General features: G+C 72.6%; 6 protein-coding genes. 3 read left to right on the top strand and 3 right to left on the bottom strand.

Going from position 1 to position 8587, the window contains the following annotated elements:
* Positions 1-380: 380 nt before the first annotated feature.
* On the bottom strand, positions 381-938 hold the full coding sequence (locus tag ABZ371_RS24895; RefSeq protein ID WP_358683445.1) for a MarR family transcriptional regulator: 558 nt from the start codon (positions 936-938) through the stop codon (positions 381-383).
* 142 nt (positions 939-1080) lie between these two features.
* Between ABZ371_RS24895 and ABZ371_RS24890 the strand changes: the two genes are divergently transcribed.
* The gene (locus ABZ371_RS24890; RefSeq protein ID WP_358683449.1) at positions 1081-2379 is read left to right on the top strand and encodes an MFS transporter; all 1299 of its coding nucleotides are present in this window, start codon (positions 1081-1083) and stop codon (positions 2377-2379) included.
* Between the two features lie 75 nt (positions 2380-2454).
* Here ABZ371_RS24890 and ABZ371_RS24885 read toward each other — a convergent pair whose 3' ends face one another.
* On the bottom strand, positions 2455-4125 hold the full coding sequence (locus tag ABZ371_RS24885) for a SpoIIE family protein phosphatase (RefSeq protein ID WP_358683443.1): 1671 nt from the start codon (positions 4123-4125) through the stop codon (positions 2455-2457).
* A gap of 370 nt (positions 4126-4495) precedes the next feature.
* Entirely contained in the window at positions 4496-5974 is a 1479-nt protein-coding gene (locus ABZ371_RS24880) for an NAD(P)/FAD-dependent oxidoreductase (RefSeq protein ID WP_358683441.1), read from the bottom strand.
* Between the two features lie 339 nt (positions 5975-6313).
* On the opposite strand from ABZ371_RS24880, the gene ABZ371_RS24875 reads away from it, so the two are divergent.
* Together ABZ371_RS24875 and ABZ371_RS24870 are read left to right on the top strand one after the other, a co-directional pair.
* Entirely contained in the window at positions 6314-7105 is a 792-nt protein-coding gene (locus tag ABZ371_RS24875; RefSeq protein ID WP_358683439.1) for a helix-turn-helix domain-containing protein, read from the top strand.
* Between the two features lie 658 nt (positions 7106-7763).
* Positions 7764-8587 (top strand): sigma-70 family RNA polymerase sigma factor (locus ABZ371_RS24870; RefSeq protein ID WP_358683447.1); only part of this gene is annotated, 824 nt, incomplete at its 3' end.

The following is an 8587-nucleotide window of genomic DNA, read 5'->3' as shown; positions in this document are numbered from 1 at the left end:
TCGTGTCCGATTCCCGGCCGAAGCGGGTTCCTGCTGATTCGCTTTCCAGTTCTTCGCTTTCGCGTTTCCCTTTCCGGCGAGTCCGACTCTATCAGATCCTTTCGGGCCTGATTCCCAGTCAGCGGGTTTCGCCTTCCCGGCCGTTGGGCCGTTCCGACGCCCAAACCCTAGCGGATTCTCCCGGCGGCTCATAATCGAGCTCGGGAATTGAATTCCGGCATGCCGAAATTCTCCCCGGTGGGAGGTCGTGCTGAGTTTGGTTGCCGCGTGCGCGGCGGGATCGGTTGACGCGGTTCCGTATCGGCTCCGTGACAACTCGAAGAATCTTACGGACCGCCTGCGGCTGTGTCAACCCCTCCTCCTGCCCCGGCTCCGCCGGTTCAGTCCAGGTCGGTGAGTCGGCCGCCCGCGTCCGGCTGCGCGTGCTCCACACGGCGCAGGAGACGGATCAGCATCTCGCCCAGGGCCCCGCGCTCGTCACCCGAGAGGTCCTGGAGAAGGTCCTCCTCGAAGGCGGTTGCCATACGCATCGCCTCGAGCCACTTCGCGCGGCCCTCGTCGGTCAGCTCCACGATGACCCGTACGCGGTTGTTCTCGTCCCTGTCCCGGGTCACGAGGCCCTCGCCGGCCATCCGGTCGATGCGGTGGGTCATGGCGGCCGGGGTGAGGCCCAGCCGCTTCGCGAGTTCACCCGGGCCCATGCGGTACGGGGCTCCCGCCAGCACCAGGGTCTTCAGCACCTCCCACTCGGTGTTGCTGATGCCGAGGGCGGCGACCTGCCTGCCGTACGCCACGTTCATCCGGCGGTTCAGCCGGCCCAGGGCCGAGACGACCTGTTCGACCTGCGGGTCGAGGTCCCGGAACTCCCGCTGGTAGGCCGCGATCTGCTCGTCCAGGCTCGGTTCCGGGAGCTCGGACTGCTCGGGGGTGTCAGACATGGCGGGCAGTATCGCACGCTGCCCACCGCCGTCGAAGTCCTTCAGGCTGTAGTGTTCAGCTTCTAATTTTAGTGCTAAAGTCTACGGGTTCGTGTTCTTCAATGTTCTCCGATTCTTGAGGTAGGTGAGTGTGACCAGGGAGATGGGCGCAGCACTGCGGCGTATCCAGGTGGGGAGTGCGCTGAGTGCGTTCGGCCTCGGGTTCACCGTCCCGTACCTGTACGTCTACGTGGCGCAGGTCCGGGACCTGGGTGCCGGTACGGCAGGTGTCGTGCTGGCCGTCTTCGCCATGGCTGCTCTGGCCGTGCTGCCGTTCACCGGCCGGGCCGTCGACCGGCGCGGGCCGCTGCCCGTGCTCATCGCGGCGGCCGGCGCGGCTGCCGCGGGAGCGGCCGCCCTCGGCGTGGCGGACAGCGTGACGACCGCAGTCCTGTCGGCCGCGGTCCTCGGCGCGGGCACGGCGGTCATGCAGCCGGCGCTCGCCACGATGCTCGTCCGGTGCTCGAGCCCCACGACCCGTACCCGTGCCTTCGCCATGCAGTTCTTCCTGCAGAACCTGGGACTCGGTATCGGTGGCCTGGTCGGCGGGCAGCTGGTCGACGTCGACCGCCCGTCGAGCTTCACGCTGCTGTTCCTGATCGAGGCGGCGATGTTCGTGGTGCTCGGTGCCGTCGCGGTGACGGTGCGCCTGCCGCACTCCCCCCTCCTCGCGGAGACCCGGCCCGTCGGTGAGGGCGCTCCGAAGACGGGGCTGCGGACGCTGCTCTCCCACAGGGCGATGGTGCAGCTGTGCGTCCTGGGGTTCGTCATCTTCTTCGCCTGCTACGGACAGTTCGAATCGGGCCTCGCGGCCTACGGGACCGAGGCGGCGGGCATCGAGCCGTCGACCCTCGGCATCGCCCTGGCCGCCAACACGGCGGTCATCGTCGCCGCACAGTTCGTCGTGCTCCGTCTCGTGGAACGACGGCGGCGCAGCAGGGTCATCGCGTGGGTCGGCCTGATCTGGGCCTTCGCCTGGATCGTGGCCGGATACGCGGGCCTCGGCCACGGCAGCCAGACCATGGCGACGGCCGCGATGGTGTCCACGTACGCGCTGTTCGGGCTCGGTGAGGCGATGCTGTCGCCGACGGTGGCGCCGCTCGTCGCCGATCTGGCCCCGGAGCCCATGGTCGGGCGGTACAACTCGGCCTTCGCGCTGGTGAAGCAGCTCGCCCTGGCGGTCGGGCCGGCGGTGGGCGGCCCGATGGGTGCGTCGGCGCACGGGCCGTACATCGTGACGTTCGTACTCTTCTCGCTGGGCATCACCGCGCTGGCGCTCAGGCTCGGGCGGCAGCTCTCACCCGAGCAGGACCGGCCGTCGCTGCTGCACACCCCCTCCCGCGTGGTGGCCGTGTCCGTGCCGGACCGCGAGCCGGTCGCGGCTCCCGCCGCCGTGCGCTGAGCCGCTCCGGCCGGGGCCGTTCGCCGTGCCTCCCGCGTGCCTCCCGCTCCGCTCGCCGGGCTGCTCCCACGCGGCTCAGCCGGGCAGCGCGAACTCGCACCAGACCGCCTTTCCCCCTCCGGGGGTGCGGCGGCTTCCCCAGGAGGTGGCGATCGTCGCGATGATGGAGATCCCGCGCCCCGCCTCGTCCGCCGGTTCGGCCCGGCGGCGGCGCGGCAGGTGGTCGTCCCCGTCGGTCACCTCGATGATCAGCCGGCGGTCCGTCCGGCGCAGCCCCAGCCGCATGGGCGGGGTGCCGTGCTGGAGCGAGTTCGCCACGAGTTCGCTGGCGGCGAGGACACCCAGGTCGCACAGCTCCACGGGGAAGCGCCAGGAGGCCAGGACCCCGGTGGCGAAGGCGCGGGCGCGGGGCGCCGCCTCGATGCCGCCGAGCAGTTCGAGCGAGGCGTTGTGGAACAGCTCCGCGCTCGCCCCCGTACGCGCCGGGTGCTGGACGACCAGCACGGCGACGTCGTCGTCGTGCTCCGCGGTCACCCCCTGGGAGCGGATGAGCCGGTCGCAGACGACCTGGGGGGATCCCTTGGCGCCGGCCAGGGCTCGCTCCAGGGAGGCCACCCCCTCGTCGATGTCCTCGCCACGGCGCTCGACCAGCCCGTCCGTGTAGAGGACGGCCGTGGAGCCCGGCGGGAGGGCGATCGTGCCCGAGGTGTGGACCCAGCCGCCCGTGCCCAGCGGTGGCCCGGTCGGTTCGGCGGCGCGGCGGACCGTGCCGTCCTGGTCGCACACCAGGATGGGCAGGTGCCCCGCCGAGGCGTGGACGAGGTGGCCCTCGTTGGGGTCGTGGACCGCGTAGACGCAGGTGGCGATCTGGCTGGCGTCGATCTCCGAGGCGATGACGTCCAGGAGCTGGAGGATCTCGTGCGGTGGGAGATCGAGGCGGGCGTAGGCGCGGACCGCTGTGCGGAGCTGGCCCATCACGGCGGCCGCGCGCACGCCGCGCCCCATCACGTCGCCGATGACGAGCGCGGTGCGCCCGGCGCCGAGGGTGATGACGTCGTACCAGTCGCCGCCCACCGCCGCGTCCGTGCCGCCGGGCTGGTACGTCGCGGCGATCCGGAGGTCGTCGGGCTGTTCGAGGTCCTGCGGGAGCAGGGAGCGCTGGAGGGTGACGGCCGTTTCGCGGTGGCGTCGTTCGCTGGCGCGGAGCCGCTCCGCCGCTTCCGCGTGGTCGGTGACGTCGGTGGCGTAGACGAGGACGCCCGCTTCCCCTGGCGCGCCGTCCGCTCCGTCCGCGTTGCCGAGGGCCACGGGTGTGCAGGTCACGGTGTACGAGCTGCCGCCCACGACCTTGCGCGACTTGACCGTACGGGAGGTGCCGCTGCGCAGGACCTGGTCCAGGAGGGGCAGCAGGCCGAGCTCGGTGAGTTCGGGCATGGCCTCGGCGGCGGGGACGCCGCACGGGCGGCTCCCGAAGGCGGCCGCGTAGGCGTCGTTGACGTAGGTGACGCGGTGCTCGGGTCCGTGGAGCAGCGCCACCGGGGCGGGGAGGCGGCCGAGGATCTCGTCGGCGGGGAGTGCTTCCAGCGAGGCGGCGGGGGCGGAGGGGACCGGGAGCCCGTCCGCCGGCGTGGGCGGGGGCGTCCGTACGGACTCCGCGCGGGCTGCGGGGACGGAACCGCGGTCGTCCCGCGCGGCGGCTCGACGCTGTGTTCCGGGAAGGCGGGCGCTCCAGCGCGTGAAGTTCACGGAATTTCTGGCCTCGTGTGTCGGTCTGGTCCGCTTGGACGAGCTGTTTCGGCTGCTGGTGCTGTGCCGGTCCCCCGCCGGTACTCCTGCCGGGCCGGGGCACCAGGGCGGGCTCCCGGAGATGCGTTGTCGGAGGGCGTCGGCAGTCACTGTAGGTGACTGCCGGCCGGGTCACTCTGCGCAGGTGTGGCCGTACCTATGGTCACACGCCCAGTGTGACCGGCCGTACTGACAGTCGTCCGGCGGCACCCAGTCCGGAGTCTGACGTCCTGGCCGGCCCCCGGGAGGTGGGTCGCCGGCCCGGGTGGGGGCCGGTCCGCGGTCGGGGGCCGGTCCGGGTGGGGGGCCGGTCCGCGGTCGGGGCCGCCGATCAGCCGGACGCCCTCGGTGGGACGTCGTCCCCCGGCGGAAGGTCCTCGGGGCGCTCGACGCTGCCGGGCCGCCCCGGGGGCTCTTCGTGCCCGGGACGCTGCGGGTGGGCGTGGCCGCCGGCTGCGAGGGCGAATTCGGCGCGCGGGTGTTCGAGCGAGCCGAGGGAGACGATCTCCCGCTTGAACAGGCCGGCCAGGGTCCACTCGGCCAGTACACGCGCCTTCCGGTTGAAGGTCGGCACCCGGCTGAGGTGGTAGACGCGGTGCATGAGCCAGGCCGGATACCCCTTGAGCTTCCGGCCGTAGACGTGGGCGACGCCCTTGTGCAGCCCCAGGGAGGCGACGGAGCCGACGTAGGAGTGCCGGTAGTCCTGGGTGGGCCGCCCGGCGAGAGCGGCGACGATGTTCTCGGCGAGGACCTTGGCCTGGCGCACCGCGTGCTGGGCGTTCGGCGCGGTCTCCGCGCCCGCTTCGCGGGAGGTGAGATCGGGTACGGCGGCCGCGTCGCCCGCCGCCCAGGCGTGTTCGACGCCTTCCACGGAGAGTGCGGCGGTACAGCGGATCCGTCCTCGCCCGGTGAGGGGGAAGTCAGTGGCGGCGAGGATCGGCGCCGGTTTGACGCCCGCGGTCCACACCAGGGTCCGGGTCGGGAAGCGGGAGCCGTCGCTGAGGACCGCGATCCGGCCCTCGCAGCTGTCCAGCCGGGTGTCCAGGCGTACGTCGATGTTGCGGCCGCGCAGTTCCCTGACCGCGTACTGCCCCATCGTTTCGCCGACTTCCGGCAGGATGCGGCCGGTCGCCTCGACCAGGATCCACCGCAGGTCCGTCGGCTTGATGTTGTGGTAGTACCGCGAGGTGTAGCGGGCCATGTCCTCGAGCTCGGCGAGTGCCTCCACGCCCGCGTAGCCGCCGCCGACGAAGACGAAGGTGAGGGCGGCGTCGCGGATGGCGGGGTCCCGGGTGGCCGAGGCGATGTCCATCTGTTCGATGACGTGGTTGCGCAGGCCGATGGCCTCCTCGACGGTCTTGAATCCGATGCCGAAGTCCGCTAGGCCGGGGACCGGAAGGGTGCGCGAGACGGAGCCGGGGGCCACGACGATCTCGTCGTACGGGATTTCGAGGGCGCCGGTGCCGTCCTCCCCGGTGGCGAGCGTGGTGACCGTGGCGGTGCGCTTGGCGTGGTCGACGCGTTCCGCCTCGCCGATGACGATCGTGCAGTGCTTGAGGACCCTGCGCAGCGGTACGACGACATGCCGGGGGGAGATCGAGCCGGCTGCCGCCTCGGGCAGGAACGGCTGGTACGTCATGTAGGGCTCGGGCGTGACGACCACGACCTCGGCCTCGCCGGTCCTGAGTCTGTGCCCCAGTCTCCGCTGGAGACGCAGCGCGGTGTACATCCCCACGTAGCCGCCGCCGACGACGAGAATGCGCACACTGGGCCGGGTGCCGGGGGCGGTTCCCCGGGAATCTGGAGCCATCACCATCCCATGACGCAACGGAGTCCGGGGTTTGTCCACAGGCCCGGCAAATTGTGTGACCGGAGCCCGTCGTCCGCGCGTCGGGAGTGGATCACCGTGTATCGCCGCAGCTGCGCAGGTCAGGACAGGCGGGGTGGTGGGCCGTCGGGGGGCGAATCGGGGCTCAACCGGTCCTTGCTCCGATCGGGGGGCGCTCCATGCGGAACTACCCCCTTCTGAATTGACCCGGGCTCAACTATGTTCGTACCCCGTCGGGGTGTCGGATTCGGACGCAGGTCCGCACACCGACTGACACGGCGGGGAAGTCTCCGGGGGGAGACGTCATAACCGGGGGAAGTTATGCACATTCAGGATTTGCATGGGCAGAACGCTGCCACCTCTGCGGAGGGCCATGGCCGGCTGAGCCCCGTGGGACTGGCCGGGGCGGTCGCGGCGGCCGGAAGCGGGGCGCGCCCGGCTCCTCTGCGGGTGGACGCGCAGCGGAATCTGGAACACGTCCTGCGCGCCGCGCGGGAGGTGTTCGGTGAGCTGGGTTACGGCGCCCCGATGGAGGACGTGGCCCGCCGTGCGCGGGTCGGAGTCGGCACCGTCTACCGGCGTTTTCCCAGCAAGGACGTGCTGGTGCGCCGAATAGCCGACGAGGAGACCTCCCGGCTCACCGATCAGGCCCGGACGGCCCTGGGGCAGGAGGAGGAGCCCTGGTCGGCGCTCTCCCGGTTCCTGCGGACCTCCGTGGCCTCGGGTGCGGGGCGGCTGCTGCCGCCGCAGGTGCTGCGGGTCGGGGCTGATGCCGAGGAGCCGCCCGCCGGGCCGGACGAGGACGGCGGGACACGGGTTCCGCATCAGCGGCAGGTCGCCGGCCGGCCGGGGCACCGGGTTGCCTCACCCCGCTCGGGCGCCGGTGACGTGCTCGCGGACGATCCGGGGGTGGCCGAGCTCCTCGAGGTCGTGGGCCGGCTGGTGGACCGGGCGCGTGAGTCGGGGGAGCTGCGGGGCGATGTGACGGTGGCCGATGTGCTGCTGGTCATCGCCACGGCGGCGCCGGCACTGCCGGACCCCGCGCACCACGCCGCCGCGTCGGCGCGTCTGCTGGACATCCTGCTGGAGGGCCTGCGGTCCCGGCCGGCGTAACGGCGGAACGGCCCGGCTCCGTTCACGCCCGGAGCCGGACGGGTCCGGGGGAGGTGGCGGGGCTTCGCGGCCGCCCCTCGGACGGAGCGGTGATCACGCGTTCCGCGGAAAGACTCCCCGGACGGGTGGTTGTCCCGGCGAACGGCTCGCCGCGGCGGCGCTCTGTGCCACTCTTGCCCGTTATTCGGGTCCGCAGGTGCACACGGGGGCTTCCGCGATGAGCGGTGACGCGCAGCAGGAGGAGGCGGCCGGCGGTGTCGCGGGCGCAGCCACCGGGAGGGGCGCGCCACCCACGGCTCAGGGGCCTCACAGGTCGGGGAGCGAACGTCCGGGCCGTCCTGACGGGGGCGTTCGGCGCGACGGCGGTTCCGTAGAGGGCTGTTCCGCCGAGGGCTGTCCGGACGAGTCCCGCCCCGGCGATTCCCGGCCCGACGAGGCAGTCGCGTACGAGGGAGTTCCGTACGAGGGCGGTCCTGTCGAGGGCGGCACCGTTGAGGACGGTCCTGTCGAGGACGGCACCGTGCTGCCGGGCCCCTGGCCGTCCGTGGACGACGCCGCCTCGGCGCCTGCGGACACCACCCACGTCGTGCCGCTCCAGCGGGAGGGACGCCGGGGGGCCGCCGCCCCCGGCCCCTCCGACGCCGAGTTGATCGAGGGGATGCGGGCCGGTGACGACCGGGCGTACGAGGAGTTGTTCCGGCGTCACTCCGACGCGGTCCGCCGCTACGCCCGCACCTGCTGCCGTGACGCGCACACCGCCGAGGACCTGACGGCCGAGGTGTTCGCCCGGACCTTGCAGGCCGTCCGGGGAGGCAAGGGGCCGTCGGAGGCCGTCCGGGCGTACCTCATGACCGCTGTCCGGCATGTCGCCGCCGCCTGGACGAAGAGCGCGAAGCGCGAGCACCTGGTCGACGACTTCGCGGCGTTCGCCGCCCGGGCCACCCGTGCGTCCGTGCTGTCGGAGGCGGACACCGTCGATCTCGGCGCCGATGTCCGGGCCATGCACGAGGCGGAACGGTCGATGGCCATGCAGGCGTTCCGCAGCCTTCCGGAACGCTGGCAGGCCGTGCTGTGGCACACGACCGTCGAGGCGGAGTCGCCGAGCGAGGTGGCCCCGCTGTTCGGTCTGACCCCCAACGCGACGGCCGTTCTCGCCGTCCGGGCCCGCGAAGGCCTCAAGCAGGCATATCTGCAGGCGCATGTGAGCCAGGCGCTGACGGCCGGCGGCGACTGCGCCCGGTACGCGGACCGGCTCGGCGCCCACGCCAGGGGAGGCCTGCGGACCAGGGCGGAGCGCGGGCTGCGCAAGCATCTCGACGCGTGTGCGCGGTGCCGGATCGCGGCCGGCGAGCTGGCCGGTGTGAACGCCGGCATCCCGGCCCTTCTCCCCGTCGCCGTCATCGGCTGGTTCGCCGCGGGCTACGCCGTCGAGACGGCCGGCGTCGTGGCGGGCGGCGCGGCCGGAGCGGCGGGTGCCGGGGC

It is taken from the genome of Streptomyces sp. NPDC005899 (assembly GCF_040629645.1).
Classification (GTDB): domain Bacteria; phylum Actinomycetota; class Actinomycetes; order Streptomycetales; family Streptomycetaceae; genus Streptomyces.
This window is presented reverse-complemented; position numbering and strand designations above follow the sequence as displayed.

Coding starts and splice junctions, on each gene's coding strand:
- ABZ371_RS24895 (WP_358683445.1), bottom strand. CDS start 938: ATGTCTGACACCCCCGAGCAGTCCGAGCTCCCGGAACCGAGCCTGGAC.
- ABZ371_RS24890 (WP_358683449.1), top strand. CDS start 1,081: ATGGGCGCAGCACTGCGGCGTATCCAGGTGGGGAGTGCGCTGAGTGCG.
- ABZ371_RS24880 (WP_358683441.1), bottom strand. CDS start 5,974: ATGGCTCCAGATTCCCGGGGAACCGCCCCCGGCACCCGGCCCAGTGTG.
- ABZ371_RS24875 (WP_358683439.1), top strand. CDS start 6,314: ATGCACATTCAGGATTTGCATGGGCAGAACGCTGCCACCTCTGCGGAG.